This is a genomic window from Nocardiopsis changdeensis (assembly GCF_018316655.1).
GTDB lineage: Bacteria > Actinomycetota > Actinomycetes > Streptosporangiales > Streptosporangiaceae > Nocardiopsis > Nocardiopsis changdeensis.
The window spans coordinates 1,613,874-1,636,662 of sequence record NZ_CP074133.1 but is presented as its reverse complement, the minus strand read 5'-3'; the positions used below and the strand labels follow the sequence as shown (position 1 = coordinate 1,636,662).

The following is a 22,789-nucleotide window of genomic DNA, read 5'->3' as shown; positions in this document are numbered from 1 at the left end:
CTAGAAGCCGGCCGTCACGTGGGTGAGGGCGGCGTAGCTGATCAGTGTCAGGAACCCGGCGACCAGGCCCATGGTGGGCAGGGTCATGCGTTCGGTGGCCGCGTTCGCGGCCGCTTCGGTCTCCGCCAGGCGGCGAGCGCGCAGCGATGTCGCCTTCGCCGTCAGGGAGGTGCGGGTGTGCGCTCCGCAGGTGCCGCCCAGGTGCAGGGACGCGGCCAGCTCCGCGAGCTCGCGCACCCCTGTTTCCCGGGCGAGGGTCTCCAGTCCTTCCCAGGCGGGCCGGTGGCGCAGCGTTGCCGCGCGCACGGCCCTGCGGATCCGCTCAGGGGCGCGCCCGTTCCCGTACTGGAGGGCGGTGGTGACCGCTCCGGTGGTACCGGCACCCGCGGCCAGGCCCATCACGACCAGGTCCGCCAGCACTGACGCGGTCGCGCGGAGCTCGCCACGGTGTTCGGCCGCGGCACTGTGCGCCGCCAGGTCCGGGGCGCAGAACCCCGCCCCCGCGACCAGCACAGCAAGCAGCCACACCATCGCGGGGTGCGGCGAGATCATGGCGCCCACAACGGCCAGCGCCGCTGCCGTCACGATGCCGACTCCAGCGGCGGCGGCCTTCTCCGCCCGGTAGGACTCCACAGAGGTACCCGATGCCGCGAGTGTCCGCACCATGGCCGGCCCCGGGATACCGGTGCGGGCCAGGAGGCGGCCCGCGCGGTGTCCCAGTCGTCGGGCCCACCCCTTCTCCGAGGGGGTTCGCGGCGCGGGAGCAGGACGGGGTGTCAGGCGCTCGATCAGGGTCGGTCGGCGCATCGCGTACGCGGCGGCGCAGACCCCCGCGCCCATCATCGCCCCGGCCATGGACAGCACGGCCGCGCTCACCCCGCACCACCCGCCCCGGCCGTCGGGACCGCCGTGAGGGTGAAGGGGCGCGCCTGCCCGGGCGGTGAGGCAAGGCGTGCGAGCCAGAAGAACGAGGCCGCCCACAGCCCGCCGGTCAGAGCGAGCACGAGTTGGCCGGAGACCGTTCCCAGCGGAGCCAGGAACGACGGGTTGAACACCGTCATGCCCAGGAGCATGAAGGCGGTGGCGGCGGCGATGATCCGTATCGAGGAGCGCACCTGCGCTCGGGACGCCGACACCCGGGCCACCGTGGTCGCCCTCTCACGCGCGGCCTCCGCCAACCGCGACAGGGCTCCGCCGAGATCGCCGCTCTGGTGGGACGCTCCCATCGTCAAGGCGACCGCGATCAGGTCGCCCAGGTCGGAGTCGACCTCGCGGGCGAACACCGCCGCCGCCCGCTCCATGGACTGTCCGGCACGCAGCCGGGCATCAAGCGCCCGGACCTGGTCGCGGACCGGATCCGGGGCGACGGGCACCGTGGCCGTGACGGCCTGGTGCAGTCCCGAGGCCCCGGTGAGCATGTCGCGCAGTTGTTCGGCCCAGGAGGCCAGGGCCTCGCCGAGGTCGGCCTGTGCCCGGGTCGTGGTGTCGGGGCCGAGCAGGGCGGGCATCCACCACCCTGCGGCGGCGGCGAGCACGGCTCCGACCGGCCATCCCGTCACCAGGCCGGTCACCGTCCCCGCTGCGGCGGCGCAGGCCGCACGCGTCCACGTGCCGCGTCGGCTCGGGAGCTTGACCCACCGTCCCGGTCCCGTAGAGGGCACGCGCCCGGGGAAGAGGCTCAGCGTGTAGGCGGCGCAGGCGATGCCCGCACCGGCCAGCACACCTCCAAGGACGAGGGCGCCCACCGTCCAGTCCCACCACGGCGCCATCACGCCCACCTCCGCATCGGGTATCCGACCCTGGCCAGGTGCCGACCGACCTGCCCGCTCGGCGGGCACACCATCTCCCCGGTGGGCTCGTCGGCTTCCCGGGTGTACAGCTCGTCCGAGACGACCTGTTCGCCCTGGGAGCCCACGACCTGGCGGACGCTGGTGACCACCCGGTCCCCGTCCGGGGCCACATCGATGTGGACGACCAGGTGCACCGCCGCGCCCACCAGCGCTGCCGTCGCCGAAGGGGTCATCCGCTCCGGGGCCTGGGCGCAGTACGCTGCCAGCTTGGCGAACACCTGCTGCGAGCTGGACGCGTGGACCGTGGACATCGACCCGTCCGTGCCCATGCTCATCGCGTTGAGCAGTGCGATGGTCTCCGGCCCCCGGGTCTCCCCGACGATCACCCGGTCCGGGCACATCCGCAGCGCGGCCCGCACCAGCTCGGCCAGGGTGACCTCGCCGAGGCCTTCGATGTTCGCGGGCCGCCCCTGTAGCGCCACGACGTTGACGTCCGTCAGGTGACGGTGCAGTCCGAGTTCGAGTGCATCCTCCACGGTGATGATCCGCTCGCCCTCGACCGTGCCCGCCAGTGCACGCAGCAGGGTGGTCTTACCCGCGTTCGTGGCCCCGCTGATGAGGAGGTTCATCCGAGCCCTGACCGCCGCGACCAGCAGGTCACGTGCGGCCTGGTCGACCATCCCCGCCCGGGCCAGGTCCCCCAGCCTCAGGTACCGGGCGGGGTGACGACGGATCGTCACGGTCGGTCGGGCCGCAATGCCGGGCATCACCGCCGACAGCCGGGAACCGTCCTTCAGCTCCATGGACAGGATCGGCGCAGCGGTGTCGAAGCGCCGTTCCCCGCCGGGAGCGCGTGCCGCGATCCGCTGCACCAGGGAGACGAGGGCGGCGTCGGTGTCCACCACGGCCGGGCGGGGTTCCCGGTGTCCCCCGCCGAGGTCCACGGTCACCGGGTCGTTTCCGGTGATGTGGATGTTCTGCACCTCCGGTTCGGCGAGCAGCTCCTCCAGCGGCCCCAGGCCCAGGACGTGGTCCAGGACCACGCGGCGCAGCCGGGCCTCGTCCGCGGCCGTGAACTCGACGCCTCCCCGGATCAGAGCGGTGCGGGCCCGTTCCTCCAGCAGGGCGTCGACGAGTCGGCCCACGGACTCGGGGTCCGCAGCCCTGTCGTGGTCGGTGATGAGCTGTTCGGTGATGCGGCCGGCCAGCGCCACCGCGGTGGTTCGAAGGGCGGCCTCGTCCGGGCCGTCCTGGAAGGTCGGTGCCAGTCGTGGAACGTCGTTCGTCGCTGTCATGCCGCACTCACCGCCGTCGTGTTCTGCCCCTGGCCGTCCAGGCCGAGGCCGGAGAAGTCGTCGCAGAGCTCCGCCAGGGATTTGGCGGTTTTGACCAACGGCATCCACTCCATACCGTCGGGGTCGCGGCGCTGGGACCGCCACGCGGCCCAGCGGTCCCGCAACCGCGTGGGCGGTCGGTGCTCGCCGCGGACCAGTGCCGCCCCGGCGGGGTCGTGCGGGATGCACGCCCACACCGGCAGTCCGAACAGCCGGGACACCTCCTGGTCGGGATGCGGGCAGGTGCCGGCCACGGCCAGCCCGACCCGCACCCCGTCCTCCTTCAGCGAGGCCAGGACCGGAGCGCACACCCTCAACCGGTTCGCGTGCCCCACATCGCCCGGGTCGGCCAGGACCACGACGATGTCCGCGCAGCGGACCAGGGACGCCCCCGCGGACCCTGGTACCGCCCGCCCCACATCGAGCACGGTCACCCGCCCGGCCCGCAGCAGGGCCGGGTTGTGGGCGAGCGCGGCCACAGCGCGGCCCGCCTCCAGCGGGTCGGCCGGAGCGGCCACCACCCGCAGGCCGCCGGGCAGCTCCACCGCGTGGTCCAGCACCGGCGAACCCGCCGCGACCGCGTTGACCACCCCGGCCTCCGCCCAGGCACCGGCCGACACCGGCACCGGGACGCGGGAGGCGGCGGCCAGCGGCACCAGCCCCTTCTGCTCCCGGCCGAGATCGATGCCGTACCAGGAGGCCACATCTCCGCCGGAGGCGTCTGCCTCCACCAGCACCGGCACCGTCAACGGGGTGGAGGGCCAGCACGCGGCGACCGCCGTGGCCAGGCTCGTCACACCCGGAGCCCCGCTCAGTGAGCACACCGCCACGATCATTCGCTCTCCTCCCCCGCCTCACCCGTTCGGGTTTCCTCACGCGGGTCGACCACCGCGACCTGCACGTCTCCCCCGGCCGCAGCCTGGGAGAAACGTGCGGCCCGGTCCCGGGGCAGGACCACCTCCACCACCTGGCGGTCACCGCTGAACCCGTCTTCGCTACCGGAGACCACACGGTGCACTAGGCCCGTCACGACCCCGGGCGCACCGCCCGAGCCGTCCTCCTCGGATCCTGCGTCCTGCACGGCTTCGTCCGGTGCCAGGCGGGTGGCGATCAGGTCGACTCGTGCCCCCGGTTCCATGTCCTGGGGCACCGTGGCCACGGGCACCGCGAGCAGGGCGGTGCCCGGCTCGGGCCACAGCCCGGAATCGGCGACCGAGCCCGCCACCAGAGGGGAACCCGCGGTCATCGGCCTGCTCAGTGCCATCCCCTCCACGGCATCCGGTGCCAGCAGGTGAAGTCCTTCGATCCCCTCCGCTTCGACCTGGGACACGTCCTGGGCGGTGAGCACGTGACCGGCCGGAAGGTCGGCCGCGAGCACCGCGACCATGTGGGTGTCCTCCGAGGCGAGTCCCGCCCAAGCTCCGGCGAAGCCGCCCGAGAAGATCAGGGATCCGGCCAGCAGCCCCCACTTCCACCGGCGGCGCGAGACCGCCGCCAGCCGGACCGACTCCCACTCCCCTTCCACCCCGTCCGGGTTTTCCCTGGCTTTCCGATTGGCATACTTGGGATTCGCGAGCGCTACCATCCCTCCCCCTTCTTGATCAACGTCTCTGTCCGCTGCCTTCAGCGGTTGTCGGTGACCACCGCGTGGATCTCGCTCACCGGCACAGCGACCACCGCCGTGGTCGTCAGTGCCTCCAGCTCCCCGCTCCGGCCGTCACTGGCCGACCACGACACCTCCCACTCCCACGCCGCGGCCAGGTCCACCCTCGCCCCGGCGCCGCCCGGGGGCAGCGCCGTGTAGGTGTGCCCGCAGTCCGGTGAGCCCGTCTGCCGATAGGCGGTCCGGGAGAAGACGGTGCCGGGCCCGGTGCACACCACCTCGTGTCCGTCCCCGGTGTCCCACACCACCCGCTGCGGGGTCGCGAGGACCGTCACCGACCCGGCGCTCACCGACGCCGTCGCCGACACCGGCGCCCAGTCCGCTTCGGCCAACCACATCCACTGGGGGATGTTCACGAACCGGAGCTTGTCCGGGGTGGGTGTGACTCCGATATCGGGCTCGGGCAGGCGCATGACCGCCCGCGCCTGTTCGGCCAGCACGGCGGGGTCGAACACCGGCACCCGCACGGTGCCGCCCGTGCTCTCGCACCGGGCCATGCTCGGAGGCGCCTCCAGCGGCCCTTCGGTTCCGGACTGCGCGAACTCCGTATCCGGCATCACACAGGCAGGCCCGCTCTGTTTTCCCTCACCGCCGCCACCCCCTCCTACGGGGCTGTCGGCAACCGCCGGGCCGAGGCCGGGCGTGCGGGCCGTGACGTGGCACCCTCCGTCCGAGCACACGCTGTCGGCGAAGAAGCCGTCGGCCGCCGCCTGCTGGGGCAGCGCGACGACCACGGCGGCCGTTGCGGTGCAGAAGACCAGGTTCCAGGAGGTGACCCGTGTCAGCATGACCCGTAGTCCTCCATCCACAGGTCGTCCACGAGCCACCGGCCATCGGTGGAGACGACCGTGGCCGTCACCAGTCGTGAACCGCTCGGCCCGTCGGCCGCGGTGTCGGCTATGAGCCATCCCGAATCGTCGATGCAGTCCTTGACGGACACGGTCCCTGAAGACCCGGAGCGGTCGGTGCCGACCACCTCGGGACTCATCACGGGTTCCCCCGTGGCCACCACACCGCGCAGCATGTCCGAAGTGAAGTCGAGCGCCTGGCCCGAGGCGTACTGCTCCAGGTCCGGGTGGCCGACGGTTCCTTCATGGGAGCCTTCGACCACCACGTCCCACATGCCGCGGTAGGCGTCCAGCGCCAGCTCCTCCGCGGTCGGTTCGGCGGGCGCCGCGAGGGCCGGGGGCGTGCTCGCCGGCTCGCCGACGGGGTCGCTCTCCTGTGCCGCGCACCCCATCAGCGTGACCGCCGCCACCGCCGCCCAACCCGTCGCAGGCACACGCATGACCCACCGCCGATTCCTCACCGGGCGCGGCCCTGACGCCGCGCTTTCGATGAGTGACAGTAACCACACTCAGAGTCACCTCACAACCGTTTCTTGAACACCCACGGTGACCAAAACTGTGAAGAGAACCACGAGGATTCGATGTCGCACGCTCTACCTGCGCAAACACCGAGCACGAGCAAAGACGAAGGGGCTGCCCCGCAGGGAGACAGCCCCGAAATCACCGCCGGGATCAGACCGCGGACACCCGTAGCGCGTCCCATCGGCGGATCAGCCCGGCCAGCTCAGCCCACTCGCCAGAGGTCTCCGAGCCGGCCCCCTCGGCGGGAGCGTTCAACACGGACCTCCCGCGATAAGGAGTGCGCGGCCCTGCATAGTGCCGTTCGGCCCGCTGGCTCTGTTCATGCGCGATCAGGTAGGGGCGCACCGCCCGTACCCCGTCCTCGTCCACGCACCAGCCCGTTTCCGGCAACCGCACCGGGGCATCTGCCGCGTTCCTCTCGTTGCCCTCGGTGAAAAGGGTGCGCGACCGATCCGTGTGGGAGCGCCTCGCCTCGTCATAGCGCCGTACCCACTCCGGCTCACGATCCGAACGTGTGCCCGTTGCGCCCGTAGGTTCCGGACTCGAAGCCGGAGTCGGCCCTTCCGAGGGCACCGGGCGCCGGGAGGGCGCCGGCCCCGCTCCGACGATCGCGGCGAGAACCGCACTCGCAGCCCGCCGCATGCGGTCGGCCCACCTTCGCCGGCGCCTGCGGTGCCGACCCGTAGCATGTCCCATGGATCTTCTCTCCTGGTGTTCTCAGGTGGGGGATCACGCCTCGGCCGGTGCGCCATCACCGTCCGGGGCGCCTTCTCTTCTGCGTTCTTTTCGGCTTTCGTTTCCGTGCTCCGGGCGGGGCGGGTGTCAATGGCCCCGAAGGTCGGCCGCCCTGCGAAGCTGCGCTTCCTCACCCCGCCGGACACGGTGGCACCGGCCCTGCTACGCGGCAGCGGAACCGGCACAGAGCTGGGCGAGATACGTTTTTCTCAGGGCACACTCGGGCATGACAAAATCCCCCATTTCAGACATAAGAAATAAGCCGTTTCCATAAGAACGGCCGCGTTCACCCGGGCTGAACAGCGACGATGTTTCCCCATACTCGCGAGAAGTTTCAACCGGAATGGTTCGGAAAAGTCATTACGCTTGAAAAAGAGGGGGCATCACGCGACGGCGCCCCAGGGGGCCGCCAGTCGGCCCCGTGGGCGCGGACGGCCCTGGATCGGCCGTCCGCGCCTCCAGGGCGCTGTGGGCCCGTCAGCCCGGCCTGACGGCCGCCACGAAAACGCTGCTGTAGTAGGCGCCGTTCACCGGTTCGACGCGGATCAGCTGGCCGGTCCTGGGCGAGTTGACCATCTGCCCGTCGCCGACGTACATGGTGACGTGCGAGGGCGAGCCGCCGGGCGCTCCGGTGTCGTAGAACAACAGGTCCCCCGGCTGGAGCTCACCTAGCCCTATACGGGTTCCGGCATTGACCTGGTCGGTGGTTACCCGCGGAATGCCCACTCCTGCCGTCTCCCACGCCCGCATGACCAGCCCCGAGCAGTCGAACGCGCCCGGCCCCGTTCCACCCCACAGGTACGGCTTGCCGACCTGGGCCAGGGCCCACTGTGCCGCCGCCCGCCCCTGCGGGCTCCCGGCCCCCAAACCCACCGCAGGAACCGGGGCCGTCTGGACGGCGACTTCGGCGTAGGAGTCGATGAACCCGCGCACCTCCTCCACGTAGGAGGCCGATCTGTTGTAGCGCAGCAGCGCCGATTCGAGGTCGTCCTCATCGGTGAAATCCACGGCACCGGCTTCCGGGCGGCTCACGCACAGGTAGACCGCCGCGCTCCACGCCGCGTCAAAGATGTTGTGCGGGTCCGCGACACCGTCACCGGAGGCATCGAGACCGTGGGAGGCCCAGGTGGTGGGGAGGAACTGCATGGGCCCCACCGCGCGGTCGAACCCGGTGTCCCGGTCCCACTTCCCACCGTCGCTGTCGGGGTGCGGGGTGGTGTTGCCGCCGGCCCCTGAACCGTCCAGGCGGGGCCCGGTGATCAGCGGCCGGTGCGCCAGCCCCGAAGCGGAGATCTCGCTTCCGGCCGCATGGCTCGACTCCCTCCTCCCGATGCCCGCGAGCACGGGCCACGTCATCCCCTCACAGTCCGGGTACTCCTTCTCCAGGTGCCCGGCCGCACGGGCGTAGGCCGACAGCACCACGTCGGGAATGCCGTCCACCCTCTGTGGAACCGATGCCAGATGTCCTCCGGAATCGGCCATCGCGCCGATGAGCACCGGTATCAGCAAGAAGACCGCCCCTGCCGAACCGGCCGCGTGACGGATCACCCCGCCCCCCGACCGGAGAAGTCGTGGCGGTGGGCGATGTCCGTCAGCCTCCACCGGTCGCCGGTATCCCGACAACCCACGGCCCGCCACACCGACCGGTCCGGTCCTGGATCGGCGAGCCGCGCGTGGGTGGTCACATAGGCCGCGACCATGTCCGTGACGTCACCGGCCAGCTTCGCCTCCAGGTGCTCGGCCCGCTGCTCGGAGTGGACCGCGAACAGCACGATCGAGGGCAGGGTGCTGTGCCGTGCCAGGTTCGCGTACCCCGTCATCTTGTAGCGGAGCCTGGCCAGGGATTCGGTTCCGGTGTCGTACTCGACGAAGGCGTGCAGGGCACGCTCCTCCTGGAGCCACCGCACGTAGGCGTCCGGCCGGATGTGGGCTCCCCACCGGCGCGCGCATTCCCGCTCGCCGTACCAGCGCACCAGCTCTCCCGGGCCCCGGGCGGCTTCGACGAAGCAGACGTAGCTCTCGGCGAGGCCGCGGATGTGTTCCAGCTGCGCCGAATACCTCAACCGCATCGCCTGGTCCCTCCGGAATCCCAGTTCCGAGACCTGGACGTCGCGGTGAAGAGCCAACAGCTCCGCTCCGAGGGGAGCCAGGACCCAGTGATCGGGGAGCGTGCCGTGCTTCGAGTACTTGCGGAACCGGTCCAGTACTCCATGCCGGTGCAGGACCAGCAGGCGACGGCGGGCCCGGCGTTCGTCCGCGTCTGCGAAGTACATCCTCTCGATCTGGTGCGTGGTGAGCGTCTGGTGGTCGTGGACGTCGCAGATGATGGCCATGTCTCGTTCGGTCAGGCGCATCGACAAGAACTCCAGGGTGTGACCGGGTTCAGTCATCCAGCCTCTCCTCAACGGGTTTCTGTGACGTGGTGTCCGTGCCGCTCGCCCCGGCTCCGTGGCGCCGTGCGGCCTTGCGGACCTTGGTCGCCCGGCCCTTCACCCCGGGCGGGAGCGGGCGGGTGCGCACCGTCGCCGCCCCCAGCTCCTTCGCCCCCACCAGGGGTCGCACCGCTGCCTGGTAGGCCCCCAGGTGGGTCAGGTCGTAGGCGCCCAGCACGGGGTGGGTGTGCTGCTGCAAGCTGGCGGCGTCGTCCGGGGAAGCGGAGAAGTAGACCTTCGTGCGCGCGTTCGCCGACACCGCCTTGCGCAGGTCCGCAGGCAGCTGCCCGAGCTCTTGGTGGGCGAGCGTCAGCCCGAGCCGGTAGCCGCGTGCCTCGGCGAGCATGTCCTCCAACGAGCCCGGGAGGTTGAGGAAGTTCTGGCACTCGTCCACGTACGCGCACAGGTCCTTGCGCTGTGCCTCGGGCGTGTGGATCCGGGCGGTCACCGCCTGCCAGGTGGCGGCGAGCGCGAAGCTGCCGATGAGCGAGCTGGTATCCTCGCCCAACCGCCCCTTCGGCAGCCTGAGCAGGACCAGGTGGCCGCTGTCGAACAGGGTGGGCAGGTCGACCGTGGACGGCCCCGAGGCCACCACCTGGCGCACCCACTTGCGTAGTAGGGCCGTCCGCAGCTTGTTGAGCACCGGTCCCGTCACCGCCGAACGCGCCGAGACCGTCAGGCCCGAATACCAGCCCCAGAAGTCCTCCAGGGCCTCGTCCTGGCCGGTGCGGGCGATGACCCTGGCCATGACCGACTCGCGCAGAGCGTCGTTGGCGAGCAGGCGCGGGACATCGCCCAGGGTCAGCCCGGGGTCGTCCGCCCGGGTGAGGGTCAGCGTCGCCGCGCGCAGGATGTCGTCGGTCCGCGGTCCCCAGTACTCGGCGTAGATCCTGCGGAAGATGCCCACGACGGTGTCGGAGACGAAGTCCGCATCCCCGCCTTCGAGCAGGTTCAACCTGGGCGGCGGCTCGTTGTCGTCGGGATCGAACAGCACCACCTTGTCCACGGCGTGCTCGGGCAGGCGGGCGATGATGTCGGTGACCAGGTCCCCGCGCGGATCGATCACCAGCCCCGCCCGCCCCGCCTCGGCATCCTGGAGGACGAGGTTGGCGAGCAGGGTCGACTTGCCCGAGCCGGTCTTGCCGAGGATGTGCGTGTGCTGCCTCGCTTCGACGACCCCGACCGCGATGGGTCGGGGCGTGCCCGCGTCGGCGTCGCCGATCACCCGCGTGTTCTCACCTCCGCGCGGAACGGCCGGGGAGGGTGCCGCCGGTCGGGCTCCGGCGCGGGTCAGGCCCGGGACGGTGGTGTCGGTGGGCAGGTGCGCGATCCCCGCCAGTTCGCCGGTGGACAGCAAGTACCCGTGCCCGAGGAACCTGTTGGCCGCCCACCAGGCGGGGACGATCATGAAGCGGCGGTCCAGGTGGTTGGTGCCGGAGGTGAAGGCGGCGAACGCCGAGGCCACTCCGTGTGCCCGCCCTCGCAGTCGTTCTTTCGCTTCCTCCCCGGGATGGGTGGTGGTGAGGATGTAGGAGGCATCGCACGCCAGCCGGGGCGAGGACGCCTTCGTCAGGATCGCCCGCACGTCGTCCCCGATACCGGGAAGGATCGGGGTCCGGGTGCGGGTGGCACCGTGGCGGGTGGGGTCGAAGGCGTCGACCATGACCGCAGCGGGTCCGATGTGGCCGTGCAAGCGGGCCGCCGCTTGGCGCGCACGGGCCGCCCGCCACCCCGTGGCAGGGCGAGCGCTGACTCTGACCAGGGCGTGCTCGCCTTCGACCAGGTCCTCCAGCGCGCCCAGGAGGGGCCGGGCCGGGTCGTCGTCGAACCGGGTCCGCAGCGGGAACACCTCCCCGCGGCCCAGGCGCAGGTGACCGCCCGTGGTGTAGGCCCCGGCCGGAAGCGGTGACTCACCGGGGGCAAGGTGCCGGGTGGAGGTGGTGGCTCCGGGCCAGGCCGAGGCGATGGCGCGTTCGACCGTCCCCGAGGGTACGGTCCCGGGGACCCACACCTGGAATCTGACCCCTGAGGCGGAGGCGATGACCTCCATCGCGAGGTGGGGTTGGAGCAGCCATCGGGACCAGCGGGGCTTCAGCAGCCCCAAGGTGTGGTTCCAGAACGCGGTGGCGTTCTCCATGGTGGCCTCGGGCGGGGGCAGGATCTCCACCACCCGCGCCTGACAGGACAGATAACGGTGACGGGCCAAGCGCGCTCCGAGCACGACCGCGCACACCAGCGCACCGGCCAACGGGATCATGCCGAGGACGAGGAAGAACCCTCCGTTGAGCAGGAAACCGACCATCACGCCACCTCCCCGCCCTCGGACCCGTCCGTGCAGTGGCCATGGTCCTGGGGGCCAGAGTGCTTCTGCGCCCTCATGGCGGCCAGCTCGGCGGGGTCGGAGGTGATCAACCGGTGTTCCTCGGCCGAGGCGACCGGGTGGAACCCGACGCGTTGGTGGCCGGCGACCAGCAGCGCACTGCCCCGCGGCGCGGTGCCCACCAGGTGGGCCTCCCCCTCGGAGAGCCGGAACGCGGCCTGGACCGCGTCCAGGGTCTGCGGCGCCTGCTTCAACAGAACCTGGGTGGCCGCGTTGGCGATCACGACCTTGCCCAGCTCGCTGCCGAGCACGTCACCGACATCCTGGGTGATCACCGTCAACCCCACCCAGTGCTTGCGACCCGCCTTGGCCAACCGGGCCAGGTAGCGGGCCGCCGCCGGGTCCTGGAGCAGCAGCCACGCCTCGTCCACCACGACTATGCGTGGCCGGGCCTCGGTGCCCGCGGTGACGTGCCGCCAGATCGCATCCAATGCCACCAGCACCCCGACCGGGCGCACCTGGTCGGGCAGCTCCCGCAGGGACACCACGGTCAGGTGCCCGCCGACCACGCTGGTAGAAGGGCCGGTGAACAGGTCGGCGTGGGAGCCCTGGGCGAAGGGTTCCAACCGCCCGGCCAGGCCCTGGGCCGCGTGGGCGAGGTCCTGTTCGGTGTCCGGGGCGGTGGCCAGCTCTTCCACCACCGCGGCCAGGTCCGCGAGCACGGGGGCGGGCCGGTCCCAGGTGGCCGGGTCGCGGGTGATCCCGGCCTGGGCGTAGGCGGTGACGATGGCCCGGTCCAGGACCGTCCTGTCGGTGGTCGAGAGGTCGCCGACCATCGCGCCGATGAGCGTGTGCAGGAACAACGCCCGGTGCGTGAACCCCTGCCCGTCCTGCGCCGCCGCGGGAAGGGAGAAGGGGTTCAGCCCCGGCTGCCCGGCGGCTCCGGGGCGCAGCACGGTGCCGCCGACCGCCTCGGCCAGCCGCGTGTACTCGCCCTCGGGGTCGATGACGGTGACCTCCACCCCCACCATCAACGACCTCACCACTTCCAGCTTGGCCAGGTAGGACTTGCCCGCCCCTGAGCGGGCGAGGATCACGCTGTTGTGGTTGTCCAACCCTGCGCAGAACCGGTCCCAGGCCACCAGGCCGGAGGAGTGCGTGTTGGTGCCGTAGACCACGGTCGTCTCGCTCAGGTCCGCGACCAGCTCCGGGGAGGAGAACGGCAGCATGCCGGCGACGGCGTCGGTGTCCATCGACCGGACCGTCCCCACCGGGTCGGTGCCCAGCGGCAGCGTGGAGATCCACCCCTGCAGCGTCCGGAACACGGTGGGGGTGACGTCCATGAGCAGGGAAGAGCACAAGGCCCGCACCTGTTGGAGATGCCCGTCCAGCAGCTCCAGGGTGGGGGCGTGCACCGTGATGTACACCCCCACCCGGAACAACCTGCCCTGGCCGGTGGCGATGCGGTCGGCGATCTCGGCGGCGTCCAGTGCCGCCGCCGTCTGGTGCGGGTCCTCCACCCGCCCGCGAACCAGATCGGTGCGCTGCGCCGACTCCAACCGGGCGCGGCGCCTGCGCAGCTGCACGGCGGCGGTCGGCGCCGGTACCGGGTCCAGATGGAAGGCGATGTCGAGCTGCCCGGGGTAGGAGAGCAGGGGTTCGGCCCACCCAGCGCTCACCTCTCGCGGGTAGCCGATCACCGCCAGGGTCTGGCACACCCCGCCGCCCACCCGCAGATGGCGGGAACCGATATGGATGGCAGGGCCGCCCAGCTCAGGAGAGTCTGAGCGTTTCCAGAGTTCACGAAGACCCATCACCACTCCTGCTCCTGTTCGTGTGCGTCGCCGACCCGATCTGCCCACGGATCGCCTGTATCGGGGTCGTGGGTCAGGGGTGCTTCGGGGGAGGCCATCGACGCGCGCAGCACCTGCTCGGCGTCGTGTCCGTCCAGCACCTGGGTGCGCACCCCGATCGCGGCGAGCCGCCCGGCGGTGTCCCGGGCCGCGCGCACCAGGGCCGCCCCCGCGCGTCGGGCGGACCCGGTGGCGGTGACCACGACCAGGACCTGCTGGTGGGACAGCTCGTGCGTGGCGGCCATCTCGTGCAGGAAGTCGGCATGGCCGTGGGCGGCGTCGGCCAGAGCCGGATGCGGCAGGTGGGCGGTGTTGGCGCGGATCATCTCGGCCAACGGGCCCAGGTCGGCGGTGCGCCGCTGCACCAGGATCTGGACCGGTGCGGTGAGGGCGTCCAGAACCCCGGCGAACGCCGCCAGCACCTGGCCGCGCTCACGCGTAGAGGAGAGCTGGAAGGGGAGGGTGGTGCAGGCGATGACCACCGCGCACCGCCCGCCCAGGTCGAGCACCCCCTCGGGGGTGATCGCCGAGACGGGCAACCGCAACGGCTCCAACCGCGGTGCGCGCCGTGTCCGGGGCGCCCACCGCGGCCGGGCGGGGACCTGCCCTGACGGTGCGGCGACCAGGTGTTTGGGGGCGACGACCCACCGCGCCGCCTGCACGGCCAGCTTCTCCAGCCCTTGGCCGCCCTTCTCGCCCAGGGCCAGGGCGATGACCACCCCCAGAACGGGGACCACCGTCGCCGTGAGCACCCACCACGGGAGGTGATCGCGCAGCAGCAGGTAGGTCCCCCAGGCCCCCGCCAATGCGGGAGTGATCATCAGGCACTGACGCGCGGTCAGCCCGAACACCAGGGGTTCAGGCCGGTCGATGTCAGCGGGGATACGGCCCCGCCACCCCGTTTCCTCATCCGAGGCCACGAACATTCCTCCTTCGTTGCACTGGTGGTGTCGTCACGAGTCGTCCCGTCCCGCTCCCGGCTTCGGTACCGGGAAGAGGCCGTACTGCTTCCACACCCGCCTGGGGCTGGAGAACAGCGGGATCTGTCCCTTCACCTGCGGTTTCTTGTCCCAGGTCAGGGCGGGCATCGACGGCAGGTGCCGCAGCCCCTCCCTCGCCCGGGGACGGGGCCCCACCCACCCCAGGCGCTCAGAGGCGCGCCTGCCGGGCACCCGCACCGGCGGGGGCGTGGGCAGCACCAACTGCCGCCACCGCCGCCGCGGAGCCCCGGTGGGCGGGGCCGGTTGCGGCCGCACCGCCGGTGCGGCCGGGCGCGGGAACAGCACCTGCTGACCCGTCTCGGGTGATCCGGGCATGCGTCCCTCCTCCAAAGCACGACGCGGCGGAACCCCGGGCAGGCCACGCGGAGCCCCCGCATGGGGTGAGGGCAACGGGCGGGGGCCGGGAAGGGCGAGCGGTCGGCCGGGGCCTCCGGGGGTGCCGGCACCGCCCGGCCCGCCAGGTGCTCCCGGACCGGCCGGCCACGGGCCGGTGGCCCCGCCGGAGCCGGGCAACCCCGGGCGGCCCGCACCGAGCGCCCCGGCCGGGTCGGGTGGGTCACGGCGGGGCCGGTACCACCAGGTCTGCGGCTGCAACGGCTGCAACCCACTCGACGGGGCCGGGGTGTAGCGCGGCAGCGGCCTGCCCGACGGCACCGGTGAACGCCCCGGCCAGCGCACCCCCAGGCCGGACAGGGAGCCCGCGGTGCGCGGTAGGCGCAGGCCGCTGACACTGCGGAAGGCGAGCATCCACGCGATGTTCTTCAACAGGCTCGCGATGGGCGAGGTACCGGGGTTGGGCTGCCACACCAGGCGCATCACCCACGACCCGATCCTGATCTGGGTGTAGATCAGCACCAGCAGCAGCATGAGCTGCATCAGCCAGTCGCCGTCGCCCACCTCATCCCCGGTCTCGGAGGGAGTGTGGCTGATGTCCGCCAGTGTCAGTTGCCCTTCGAAGAACAGCTTCGCCAGGGACATGAACACGATCGCCTGCCCGACGGGGATGGCGCACAGGCCCGCCATGCACCGCCACCACATCTCCGCGATCCGGTTGGTCTGCGGCAGGGCGTGGAAGATCAACAGGATCGGTGCGCCGATGACCAGGACGATGGCCATGCAGATGCGCACCGCCTCGGTGATCATCCACACCACGAACAGCACCACCACGACCACCACCAACAGCACGGTGAAGATCAGGGCGTCGGCGACCAGCGCGTCCAGCCGGTCGCGGAAGTTCTCCGCCGCCTCCCGGGGGTCGATGGCCTGGGCGCCGATCGCCGCTGAGACCTGGTTCGAAACGGTGATCATCTCGGTGGAGACCCACAGCGAGATGTTCGCGGCGACGAACCCCCACACGAGGCGGGGCAGGATGTCGGCGGCCGAGTACCGGGACTGCACGCTCTGGTGGCCCATCGCGATCAGCCCGCCCGCCACCACCAACAGCACGAACAGGGTGTTGGACACGCCCAGGATCCCGGCGTGCAGCCCTTGCATTCCCTCGGTGGGGACGGGGGTGTAGAACGCTTTGGATGCCAGCCACCCCAGCGCGGGGTTCAGGCCCGAGACGGCGAAGTCGGCGAACCAGTTCGAGACGTGGCAGCCGGCGTCGATCAGGTCGCAGTCGAAGACGTTGTCGTCGACCTCCAGCTCCACCGGCTCCGGCTCCACCACCGGAGGCTCGCCCCCTTCGGGGTCCTCCGGCGGTGGCAGCGGGTCATCGGTGATCTCCGGATCCACCTCCGACCCGGCCCCGGGTACGGGTTCGGGCTCGGGTTCAGGGGGCGGATCGTCGGACGGCGGCGGCAACGGGTCGTCGCTGATCTCCAGATCCGCGGGCGACCGCCCACCCGGCGGGGGCGGGGTCACTGGCCGCCCCCGGCCTGTGCGGCGAGCACCCAGTCCAGGATCTGCATGAGTGTGCTGGCCAGGACCGCGATGCCGTAGCCGATGGCGGTCCCGGTCAGCGCCCGCTTGGCGGAATCGATCGACCCCGGCTCCCCGCCCGCGACCATCCACCGCACCCCGGCGATCGTCAGGAACAGCGTGCCCAGGGCCGTACCGAGCACGATGAGGATCAGCTGCACCCGGTCCACGATCTGGAGCAGCGCCGAGGCCTCCTGCTCGGCGCCCTCCCGGGTCTCCGCCCACACCCACGAGGCGTCCTCGCCCACCGCCACCCACCACACCGCTGACACGGCGGCGGCCAGCACCACCGCCCGCCAGCGGACGCCACACCGCGAAGAGCCGCCCTGCGCCGATGCCCTCACCCGATCCCCCTCACTTGATTCCGATCAGGGCACCAGGCGCTCAACACGACGCATCCGAGGCCCAGTGCCCGTATTCGCTCCCCTAACAAGCCAGGGGCAGGGGCAGATACGACATCGACTTCGCCGGAATCTTGGCGTTCAGGAGCCGGCCAAGGTGTTCGGGGCCGTCTGCGGGGCGAGTCCCAGGGCGGATGAGGGCGTCGGCGATCACCACCTCGCCCGCGTGCACAGCGGCCACGAGCCGGGCTTCGGCGCGCTCACGGCGCTTGGCCACCGCCGGGTAGGACACCCCCAACTCACCCGCCACTTCGGCCAAGGGGATGTTCTCCAAGCGGGTCCGAGCGATCAGGTTCGCCTCGGAACGCAAGAGCACCCCGACCCGCATCGCGGCCACCAGCAGCAGTTCGGCGCTGCCCTGCACACCGGGCTCGGGGGCCTCCTGCTCGCTCGCCGCCCCGGCCGGCCGCGGTGCCTCTTTCTCACGCCTGCGCATTGAGAGGGCCGTTCGGTGAACCGGCCGGGTCAAGTACCAGGCCAGGCGGGCGTAGTCGGTGTTGATAGTGCGGATCTGGTGAACGGCCTCGCTCAGGATGGCGGACTCCACCGTGTCCACACCGTCCGATGACAACCCTCGGCACGTGCGCCGTGCGGTGGACCGGAACGCGGGCATGCACAACCCCAGGGCGCCGACCATCCAGTCCTGGGACAGGCGGGCCCTCCGGATGGTGTACCGCAGCACCTCGTCCTTCACCTCATGCGGGGTGTCCACGTCCATGAGGACGTCGCGCAGTTCGTACAGCGCATAGATCCGCTCCTGGAGCCAGAGGTGGACCGCGGAACCGGTCAGGGTCAGGTGGGCGGGTGCCAGGTGAACGAAGTGGGTCTCGACCACTTCCAGCGGTGACGGCGCAAAGGCCACGGGTGCCCCCTCGGATCGCAGAGAGAAATGACACCCGAATCAAATCAAACGCCTTTCTCGGCACCCCCTCGAAGCACTCTCGCTAAAAACTCACCCCGCACTCAAAAGAAGTTCACCACGTTAAATAAAAAGTAAGATTCGCACCCCGGGAGGCGACTTCCGCTGCAACCCCCGGTCCGATCAACCTCACACGAACTCGCACCCACCTGCACGGATGACAAGGTGAGCAGCCTCCGATCACCCTCCCAGACGACTCTCACCAACCCTCTCCGACAGGTCATGAAAGATTTTTTTCGACACGCAACGAGAAGGGTCGAATAAGTCACGGACGCCGCATGGGCTCAGGACACTCGTAACGCGCTCATTCTCTACTCACTCGCAGTGCATGAGAGAGCAGAAAACCGATACGGCGGTGAATCTATCGAAGCGGATTCCTGTGCGCCGAGCCGAGACACGGCGGCTCGGAGGGCCTCGCTGCGCCCGGGGCCCACCCCCGTGGTGGGTACCCCCGCGGGGGATCCCACGCGGCTTCGACCGGGCCAGAGTGAGGAGCAGTCCCCACGCTCGCTGTCGCGAACCCCCGGTTCCGCCAGCGGTCGGCTCTCTCAGCAGTGAAGCGAGGAGAGGCATTGAACGCCCCCGATTCCCACCCCCAGGGCACCCTCACGATAGGCAGACGGTTCACCTTCGAGGCCGGCCACCGTCTCCCCGGCCTCCCCGTCGAGCACAAGTGTTCACGGCAGCACGGCCACAGTTACGAGGTCGAGGTGATCCTCACCGCCGACCGCCTGGTCCCGCCGGGCTTCATCACCGACTTCGCGGACCTGGCACCGTTCAAGGAATTCCTCGACGAGGAGCTGGACCACCGGAACCTGCACGAGGTGCTCCCCGTCGAGCCAACGTCCGAACTGCTGGCCCGGTACCTGGCAGAGTGGTTCATCGGCCACGTCGAGCCCCACATCCCCGGACGCCTCCAAGCGGTGAAGGTCAGCGAGACCGCACGCAGCTGGGCACGATTCGACGTGGAGGGAACGTGACCCCCGCCGGCAACGGAACCCGGCACGTGTCCGGCGGCGGGAGGTCGTTGATCGTCGCGGAGTGCTTCGGCGACGTCGAGCCGACCTTCCAGGGGGAAGGGCCGAGTCTGGGTGTGCCGGCTCTGTTCATCCGGCTGTCGCGCTGCAACCTGACTTGCTCATGGTGCGACACCAAGTACACCTGGGACTGGACAACCTACGACCCCGCTCGCGAGGCACACCGCCGCGACGTGGGCGAACTGGCGGACTGGGCGTGCGGGACCGACGTCGGCCTGGTGGTTGTCACGGGCGGAGAACCGCTCCTCCAGCAGCGCGCCCTCATCCCGCTCGTCCGCCGACTGCTGGCGGCGGGAAAGCGCGTGGAGGTCGAGACCAATGGCACGATCGCACCCCAGGAGGAACTCCTGGTCGACGGCGTGGGCTTCAACGTCTCCCCGAAGCTCGCCACCTCCGGTGTCGACGCGGCCAAGCGCATCGTTCCCGCCGTCCTCGACGCCTTCTCGGCCAGCGGGCGGGCCGTGTTCAAGGTGGTGGCCCGAACCGCGGACGAACTGGAGGAGGTCGACGAGCTCGTCAGCCGGTTCGCTCTGAGCCCCGTCTACGTCATGCCCGAGGGCGCCACCGCCGACGACCTGGTGCGTACCACCCGTGTCCTGGCGCCGGTGGTCGCCGCGCGCGGCTGGCGGCTCACGTCCCGCCTGCACGTCCTCGCCTTCGAGAACGCGCGAGGGCGCTGACCCTTCTCCGTCGAACCGGCATCACCCCCGACCCCTGACCCCCGAAATGAGGCGAACACGGTGTCTCCACCTGGCGTTCAAACACATGAGAGCGAGGCGCCCGACGGGCGGCTCCTTCACCGGCCAGCGGACGGTGTGGACACCGCCCGTGTGGCCGAGCTGGTGCGTGAACTCCTCGTCGTTCTCGGCGAGGACCCCGAGCGCGAGGGCCTGCTCGCGACCCCGCGGCGCGTGGCGAACTGGTGGCGGGAGTTCCTGGAACCGCCCGCGGCCCTGGTGCCCACCAGCTTCAGCGAGACGCGGCTCAGCGACCAACTGGTCGTGGTCAGCGGCATGGAGGTGTGGTCACTGTGCGAGCACCACCTGCTGCCGATGCGGCTGGAGCTGACGGTCGGCTACGTCCCCGCCGACTCGGTGCTGGGACTGTCGAAGTTCGCGCGGATCGCACGCCGCCATGCGGGGCGGCTCCAGCTCCAGGAGCGCTTCACCCGCCAGGTCGCCCGAGAGGTGCAGGAGGCGACGGGGAACGAGGACGTGGCCGTAGCGGCGCGCGGTGAGCACCTGTGCATGAGCATGCGCGGTGTGCGGATGGAATCGGCGAGCACCAGCACCGTGCTGGCCTTCGGCCGCCTGCGCGAGGACGCGGTCCTCTCCCAGCAATTCCTGGCCTTCGCGCAGACCACCGGCTCCGGGAGGCCGAGGTGAGCGGCGGAGGCATCAACGTGTCGGTGATCGCCCCGGCCGCCTACCTCGCCGACTTCGTCGCCCAGGACCCGGCGACGGTGCACCACGTGGCGGCACAGCGCGTCCTGAACGACCCGTCCTACCGCGCCTTCTTCCAGTGCGAGGCCGAACGCGGCGCGTCGATCATCGTTGACAACGGCGTGTTCGACCTGGGCAGGGCTCTGCCTGCGGAGGATCTGGTGCGGGCGGCCCGAGCGGTGCACGCCGAGGAGATCATCCTGCCCGACGTGATGGGCGACGGGCCCGCCACCATCAAGGCCAGTGACGAAGCCGCCGCACGCATCCAGGATCTGAGCGACGAGTTCCGACTGTGCGCGGTCGTGCACGCCGCTGACGATGAGCAGTGGCTGCGCTGCTACGACCACTTCGCCTCCTGCGACTACGCCGGCGCCATCGCCCTGCCCGCCTCCAGACGCCCGGCACCGCCCGACCGGTTGTCCGCGACCCGCACCGCCGCAACCGCCTACCTGAAAAAGCACGGGCTGGTCAATCACCGGCTCGTCTACCGGCTGCTCGGATTGGGCCGCACCGGCCACCTGGAGCTCGTCGAGCAGCGCGAGCACGACTGGATCGCCTCGGTCGACGGCGCGGCTCCCGTGCTCCTGGGAGCGATGGGAATCGCGATGCTGCCCGAGGGCCCCTACTCCAAGCCCAAGACCCCCCGTGTCGAGGAGCTGGGAACCATCCCCCCGGAACGCTTCCCCTTGATCAAGGCGAACATCGCGGCTGTGCGCCGCGCGGCCGACTGCCCCCTGCGCATCCCGGAGGCACCAGCATGATCAGCCCCGTACCGAGCACTCCACTCAGCGAAGCGACCGAGTCCCCAGTAGCCGCGGCACCCATCGACCCCCACGAGCACACAATGGGCGCGGCAAGCCTGCTGCGCTACCTCCAGATCAAGACCCACCACCTCGTCCAGGAACGCGACTGGGAGAGCATCCACGTCGTGGGCGGCTACAACCGCGACTGTGTCGTCTCCACCAACGAGAAGTCCGACAAGCTCTTCAACTGGCAGCGCCCCACCGCACAGATCGACGGGGACTCCCTGGTCATCCGATGCTTTCCCGGACGCGACTACGTCCAGCACTACGGGTTGATCCTGGCCACCTATCTGGCCATGGCGGACCGCCGCCACGACCACATCACCTACACGTTCCCGCACCCGGCGACCTGCCGATCCGCGGTCGACCGGGTCGACCTGGATGTGGACGGGGCCCTCGTCGTCGTGGGATGGGGCCTGGAGCACCTGGCCCCAGGCCGCACCGGATGGACCTACGGGCACGGATACGCCTGGCAGAGCGCCAGCGTTCACGGCCGCCGCGTCGTGTACCTGGGTTTCCTGCACAGCATCTGGGGCGACGTCGCCGGCCGTGTGGTCGCACGGCTCGCGGCCCTGGGCGCCCGAGACGTCGTCTATGTGGGCAAGGTCGGCGCGCTGGACCCGTCGGTCGTTCCCAACACGGCGCTGGCCACGGGATCCGTGAGCCTGGTCGAGGGCACCCCCGTCACGTGGAGGGACTTCTTCGGCCCCACCGCAATCAGTCAGCCGGAGGTACGCACCGGTGTCCACGTCACCTCCCCCTCGGTCCTGCTGGAGGGAAACCTCTGGCTGTCCGCCAACGCCCAGCACGCGTTCGTCGACCCGGAGATCGGCCCCATGGGCCAAGCGGCGGCCGCCGCCGGAATCGGCTTCGGGTACCTGCACGTGATCTCCAACAACCTGGCCCGCCGCTACCCCGAGGACCTGTCCAACGAGCGCCTGCTCCAGGTCCTGCGGCAGCGCGCCGACCTGGTCACGCGCATCCGCCGGATCATCGAGATGCGCCTGGCCTCAGACCCGACCTGACCCACCGTGGAAAAGGAAGCAACCATGGCCACCGAGCCGCGCCCCGGCACAATCCCCGCCGGGAGGCTGATCACCGTGACCGGTATCGACGGCGCGGGAAAGTCGACTCTCGCCACCGCGCTCGTCCAGCGCCTGAACGCCGCGGGGGAGAAGACCGTTCTCGTCGGCAAGCACACCACCGGGGTCCCCGTGGACCCGGCGCTGTCGGCGTACGTCGACGGCCTCAACGCCCTGGTCTACCGGCGAGACGCCGAGGTCGCGCAGCAGTGCGGTGACCACTACTGGCTGCTGGCGCTGGCCGCCTGGTACACGTTGCAGGACCGGCTGATCGTCCGACCCGCGCTGGAATCGGGTACGCATGTCGTCCTCGACAACGCCCACCACAAGATCCTGGCCCGTTACGCGGTCAACCCCGGAGTGCCCACGGACCTGGCCGAGCAGGTCTTCGCCCACCTCACCATCCCCGACCTGGTGCTGTTCCTCCGTATCGACGCCGCCGAGGCGCTGCGCCGCAAGGGCGGCTTCACCTCGCTGGAGGCTGGGCACTCCGGGGCGGCGGGGGCCGACTTCGTGCGGTACCAGGACACTGTCACCGACCAGCTGAGCCACCGGACAGATCCTGGCGGGTGGGTGTGGATCGATGTCGCCGGCAAGGACCGCGGCCAGGTCCTCGACGACGCGGCCGAGATCCTGTGGAATCGCTTCGCCCTCAGCACCATCTGAGCTCCCCGGGAGGACTCC

Annotated in this window: 21 protein-coding genes; 6 read left to right on the top strand and 15 right to left on the bottom strand. The window is 70.9% G+C overall.

Going from position 1 to position 22,789, the window contains the following annotated elements:
- From KGD84_RS07605 to KGD84_RS07535, 15 genes are all read right to left on the bottom strand, one after another.
- Positions 1 to 876 carry a hypothetical protein gene (locus KGD84_RS07605; RefSeq protein WP_255646384.1) on the bottom strand — a complete coding sequence of 292 codons (876 nt, stop codon included), beginning with the start codon at positions 874 to 876 and terminating at the stop codon, positions 1 to 3.
- The gene (locus tag KGD84_RS07600) at positions 873 to 1,769 is read right to left on the bottom strand and encodes a type II secretion system F family protein (RefSeq protein ID WP_220559556.1); all 897 of its coding nucleotides are present in this window, start codon (positions 1,767 to 1,769) and stop codon (positions 873 to 875) included. Before KGD84_RS07600 ends, KGD84_RS07605 begins: the two co-directional genes overlap by 4 nt.
- Entirely contained in the window at positions 1,769 to 3,085 is a 1,317-nt protein-coding gene (locus tag KGD84_RS07595; protein WP_220559555.1) for a TadA family conjugal transfer-associated ATPase, read from the bottom strand. Before KGD84_RS07595 ends, KGD84_RS07600 begins: the two co-directional genes overlap by 1 nt.
- On the bottom strand, positions 3,082 to 3,960 hold the full coding sequence (locus KGD84_RS07590; protein ID WP_220559554.1) for a CpaE/TadZ family protein: 879 nt from the start codon (positions 3,958 to 3,960) through the stop codon (positions 3,082 to 3,084). The genes KGD84_RS07595 and KGD84_RS07590 overlap by 4 nt, the downstream gene beginning before the upstream one ends.
- Positions 3,957 to 4,649: an SAF domain-containing protein gene (locus KGD84_RS07585; protein WP_255646383.1), complete on the bottom strand. Its 693-nt coding sequence runs from the start codon at positions 4,647 to 4,649 to the stop codon at positions 3,957 to 3,959. The genes KGD84_RS07590 and KGD84_RS07585 overlap by 4 nt, the downstream gene beginning before the upstream one ends.
- A gap of 98 nt (positions 4,650 to 4,747) precedes the next feature.
- Entirely contained in the window at positions 4,748 to 5,575 is an 828-nt protein-coding gene (locus tag KGD84_RS07580; RefSeq protein ID WP_220559553.1) for a hypothetical protein, read from the bottom strand.
- A complete protein-coding gene (locus tag KGD84_RS07575; RefSeq protein WP_220559552.1) occupies positions 5,569 to 6,075 on the bottom strand; it encodes a hypothetical protein in 507 nt (168 codons plus the stop codon). Before KGD84_RS07575 ends, KGD84_RS07580 begins: the two co-directional genes overlap by 7 nt.
- Before the next feature lie 1,294 nt (positions 6,076 to 7,369).
- Entirely contained in the window at positions 7,370 to 8,332 is a 963-nt protein-coding gene (locus KGD84_RS07570) for a C40 family peptidase (RefSeq protein ID WP_255646382.1), read from the bottom strand.
- A 104-nt stretch (positions 8,333 to 8,436) separates the two neighbouring features.
- On the bottom strand, positions 8,437 to 9,282 hold the full coding sequence (locus tag KGD84_RS07565) for a replication-relaxation family protein (RefSeq protein WP_220559549.1): 846 nt from the start codon (positions 9,280 to 9,282) through the stop codon (positions 8,437 to 8,439).
- A complete protein-coding gene (locus KGD84_RS07560; protein WP_220559548.1) occupies positions 9,275 to 11,626 on the bottom strand; it encodes a type IV secretory system conjugative DNA transfer family protein in 2,352 nt (783 codons plus the stop codon). Before KGD84_RS07560 ends, KGD84_RS07565 begins: the two co-directional genes overlap by 8 nt.
- Positions 11,626 to 13,323 carry a VirB4 family type IV secretion system protein gene (locus tag KGD84_RS07555; RefSeq protein ID WP_255646381.1) on the bottom strand — a complete coding sequence of 566 codons (1,698 nt, stop codon included), beginning with the start codon at positions 13,321 to 13,323 and terminating at the stop codon, positions 11,626 to 11,628. Before KGD84_RS07555 ends, KGD84_RS07560 begins: the two co-directional genes overlap by 1 nt.
- A gap of 134 nt (positions 13,324 to 13,457) precedes the next feature.
- Positions 13,458 to 14,417: a PrgI family protein gene (locus KGD84_RS07550; RefSeq protein WP_220559546.1), complete on the bottom strand. Its 960-nt coding sequence runs from the start codon at positions 14,415 to 14,417 to the stop codon at positions 13,458 to 13,460.
- A gap of 33 nt (positions 14,418 to 14,450) precedes the next feature.
- Positions 14,451 to 16,364: a TrbL/VirB6 family protein gene (locus KGD84_RS07545; RefSeq protein WP_220559545.1), complete on the bottom strand. Its 1,914-nt coding sequence runs from the start codon at positions 16,362 to 16,364 to the stop codon at positions 14,451 to 14,453.
- Positions 16,361 to 16,765, bottom strand: coding sequence for a pilin (locus tag KGD84_RS07540; RefSeq protein WP_255646380.1), 405 nt, complete (start codon positions 16,763 to 16,765; stop codon positions 16,361 to 16,363). Before KGD84_RS07540 ends, KGD84_RS07545 begins: the two co-directional genes overlap by 4 nt.
- Positions 16,766 to 16,847: 82 nt before the next feature.
- Positions 16,848 to 17,684: a sigma-70 RNA polymerase sigma factor region 4 domain-containing protein gene (locus KGD84_RS07535; RefSeq protein ID WP_220559544.1), complete on the bottom strand. Its 837-nt coding sequence runs from the start codon at positions 17,682 to 17,684 to the stop codon at positions 16,848 to 16,850.
- Positions 17,685 to 18,313: 629 nt separating this feature from the next.
- Here KGD84_RS07535 and KGD84_RS07530 point away from each other — a divergent pair.
- From KGD84_RS07530 to KGD84_RS07505, 6 genes are all read left to right on the top strand, one after another.
- Entirely contained in the window at positions 18,314 to 18,721 is a 408-nt protein-coding gene (locus tag KGD84_RS07530; protein ID WP_220559543.1) for a 6-pyruvoyl trahydropterin synthase family protein, read from the top strand.
- On the top strand, positions 18,718 to 19,458 hold the full coding sequence (locus KGD84_RS07525) for a 7-carboxy-7-deazaguanine synthase QueE (RefSeq protein WP_255646379.1): 741 nt from the start codon (positions 18,718 to 18,720) through the stop codon (positions 19,456 to 19,458). The genes KGD84_RS07530 and KGD84_RS07525 overlap by 4 nt, the downstream gene beginning before the upstream one ends.
- Before the next feature lie 135 nt (positions 19,459 to 19,593).
- Positions 19,594 to 20,163: a GTP cyclohydrolase I gene (gene folE, locus KGD84_RS07520; RefSeq protein ID WP_255646378.1), complete on the top strand. Its 570-nt coding sequence runs from the start codon at positions 19,594 to 19,596 to the stop codon at positions 20,161 to 20,163.
- The gene (locus KGD84_RS07515) at positions 20,160 to 20,981 is read left to right on the top strand and encodes a hypothetical protein (RefSeq protein WP_220559541.1); all 822 of its coding nucleotides are present in this window, start codon (positions 20,160 to 20,162) and stop codon (positions 20,979 to 20,981) included. The genes folE and KGD84_RS07515 overlap by 4 nt, the downstream gene beginning before the upstream one ends.
- Before the next feature lie 83 nt (positions 20,982 to 21,064).
- The gene (locus KGD84_RS07510) at positions 21,065 to 22,048 is read left to right on the top strand and encodes a hypothetical protein (RefSeq protein ID WP_220559540.1); all 984 of its coding nucleotides are present in this window, start codon (positions 21,065 to 21,067) and stop codon (positions 22,046 to 22,048) included.
- 24 nt (positions 22,049 to 22,072) lie between these two features.
- A complete protein-coding gene (locus KGD84_RS07505; protein ID WP_220559539.1) occupies positions 22,073 to 22,771 on the top strand; it encodes a dTMP kinase in 699 nt (232 codons plus the stop codon).
- Positions 22,772 to 22,789 lie beyond the last annotated feature (18 nt).